2 protein-coding genes are annotated in these 2,379 nt (G+C 39.1%); one reads left to right on the top strand and one right to left on the bottom strand.

Annotated features, from left to right (window positions below; genetic code table 11):
- A partial coding sequence (locus C1I60_RS25310; RefSeq protein WP_252361594.1) for an ATP-binding cassette domain-containing protein occupies positions 1-795 on the top strand: 795 nt, incomplete at its 5' end.
- 865 nt (positions 796-1,660) lie between these two features.
- Here the strand turns inward: C1I60_RS25310 and C1I60_RS06065 are convergent.
- On the bottom strand, positions 1,661-2,379 hold a 719-nt coding region (locus C1I60_RS06065), incomplete at its 5' end, for an alpha/beta hydrolase (RefSeq protein ID WP_137061018.1).

Here is a 2,379-nt window from a genome sequence, read left to right as displayed (position 1 = left end):
AATATTAGTTTTGGTATTGATAATGAAATTGAAGACACCATTGTTGTAAATGTCAATAATTATAGTGTTGCCTTTGATGAGTTGCTTTTAGACAATGTAAACTTTGAGATAAAATCTACAGATAAAGTAGCCATTATCGGTTCAAACGGTACCGGGAAAACAACTTTACTCCGAGAAATCTTTAAAAATAATCATGATTCAATTGAAATAAATGCTGATGTTAAAGTGTCTTATTTATCTCAGATTCAAGGCGAAATGCTAAAGGATTCTAATACAATACTAGAAGAATTCATCGATGCTGGGTTTAAAACTTATGATGAGATTAGATCGTATATTTCAAACTATGGCTTTGAAGGAGAAATCGTTAATCAAAAGATAGAATCTTTATCTGGTGGAGAAAGAAATATGCTTCAATTGGCTAAAGTTTCTGCCAGTAAAGCAAATGTATTGCTTCTTGATGAACCGACAAGCCATTTAGACACCTATACACAAATAGTACTGGAGAAAGCCATTGAAGATTATAAAGGTGCGATTCTCATGATTTCTCATGATTTCTATTCTGTTGTAAATGGTATGGATTATGTTTTAATCATTGACGATAAGACGATTAGAAAAATGAGTATGCGAAAATTTAGACAGATGATTTATGCTAGTCATTTTGATAGAGACTATTTAGAAACTGAACAAAATAAAAAATCAGTTGAAATGAAAATAGAATTGGCTTTAAAAGATACTGATTTTGAACTTGCAAAAGTATTGGTTGATGAGCTAGAAGAGCTGATTAAGTTGCTTTAAATTACAACTCTCTGATTGAAATGATTACAAGAAAGTGAAGTCAGTTACAGCGAATATTGCTAAAGTAAATTAGTTCGAGTTCAACGATGAAACATGATGTTGGTGGAAAAGTATCAGTAAAAAAGACACTGATGAATAGAATCTCAGTGTCTTTTTACTGCAATGATTTATTTTATTTCACTGTTAAACAAGAATTTCGCCGTTAGTGTGATACGGTGAACCGTAGAAGGAGTTCAACCAAAACAAAAAGTAAACTTAGAACACAAGATGTGGTTTATGTTTGAGCAGGATATCGATTTGTATATCGTAGTTGCAGTAGCAATAGTACTTGCGGTGATTATAGTCTTTTTCGTAAGGGCAAGAAAGAAAAAGTTCTAAGTGTAAACTTGTTGCGTATGGGTACGATATTTGAAAAGAGCGAGAAAAAAGAATGGGCCATCCCGCAAAAGGATGGTCCTAAATCTTACCGTTACAGACAGTACGGAGAACCGTATCACAAGTAACGACAAGTTTTTGACGAAAAGCTCGCAGGAGCCTGTGTTGGCGGCTTATCGACCATCGAGGGAGGAGAGGTTTTGTTCCTCAGAGGAACGGTCAACATCTTTGATTTTAACTTTGAAAATGGTGAATGTGAATATAGAAATTGTTGGGACAATCATTTCATTACATCCTTTAGTCTTGTACAGGGGGGTCTAGTGAAGACTATTGGGTTTCAAAAGGATGATGTAATTGATGGTAGGTACCTTGTCATAAAAAAGCTGGACGGAAAACATCGCGTTTTTCGTCCAGCTTTCATTTTAGGGACGTATTGGACAGTCCCATGGGCTTGTGCCACGTAAGAAGCGTGCAATCGCTATAGTTTTATTTACTTAAAGATACGTTGCGAAAATTGATACAGCCCGCTGCTCCAAACTTTCCCTTCATGTCCGCCCACATCCAGATACCACATGTGCGGGATATTCATGGTGTTCAAGCTATTATGGAAATTTTGGCTGACCCCCAGTAAATTGTCCGAAGAGCCGCATGACAGCCACAGCAGTTTCAGTTGGCTGGCAACCTGAGACGGATTGGTGATGAGCTGAGATGCCGACTTCGTATTAGGAGCGGATGAGAACGCGCCAATCCAAGAGAATTTATCCAGATGGGTTAATCCGAAGTTCAGCGTTTGTCCGCCTCCCATCGACAAGCCGGCCAGCGCGCGATGCTGCCGATCTTTATACACCGGATAATGGGAATCAATGTAAGGAATAAGGTCATTGATCAGATCGAACTCAAACCTTTCGAAGGCGGCTACCTTGTCCGGAGCATAAATATCGCCTATCGGACGATCATCTTTCATTGCGCGGCCGTTCGGGAATACCACAATCATCGGCTCCAGTTTGTTCTCGGAGTAGAGGTTGTCGAGGATATTTCTCGGATTCATACCATTGAGCCATTCATTCTGATCCCCACCAATACCGTGCAGCAAGTAGAGGACGTTATAGGTTTTCGAAGGTGTATAGCCCGGAGGCGTATACACCATCGCGTTCCTAGACTTGCCTACTGTTGTGGAATAATAGGAAATCTGCTGCACATTCCCGTGCG

The sequence above is a fragment of the Paenibacillus terrae genome (genome assembly GCF_005217525.1).
Classification (GTDB): domain Bacteria; phylum Bacillota; class Bacilli; order Paenibacillales; family Paenibacillaceae; genus Paenibacillus; species Paenibacillus terrae_C.
The sequence above is the reverse complement of the archived record's forward strand: the minus strand, read 5'-3'. Positions and strand labels throughout refer to the sequence as shown.